The sequence below is a fragment of the Streptosporangium heterodermiicola genome (assembly GCF_051390675.1).
In the GTDB taxonomy this organism is placed as follows: Bacteria; Actinomycetota; Actinomycetes; order Streptosporangiales; family Streptosporangiaceae; genus Streptosporangium.
The window spans coordinates 1-224 of record NZ_JBPJSR010000156.1; the positions used below are offsets into that span (position 1 = coordinate 1).

The 224-nt window shown below is 70.1% G+C and carries 1 protein-coding gene; it reads left to right on the top strand.

Annotated features, from left to right (window positions below; genetic code table 11):
- Positions 1–224, top strand: a 224-nt coding sequence (locus tag ACSC1Q_RS43320) for an acyl carrier protein (RefSeq protein ID WP_436764564.1), incomplete at both ends; no start/stop codon positions are given.

Genomic DNA, 224 nt, shown 5'->3' on the forward strand with positions numbered 1-224 from the left:
CGGCTGGACGGGGTGGATGAGGCCCGGCGCCGTGAGGTCGTGCTGGAGGTGGTCCGCCAGGAAGTGGCCACGGTGCTGGGACACGCCTCGGCGACGGCGGTTCAGGCCGATCGGGCCTTCCAGGAACTGGGCTTCGACTCCCTGACCGCGGTCGAGCTGCGCAACCGGCTCATGACGGTCTCCGGACTCAGACTGCCCGCCACCCTCGTCTTCGACTACCCGAC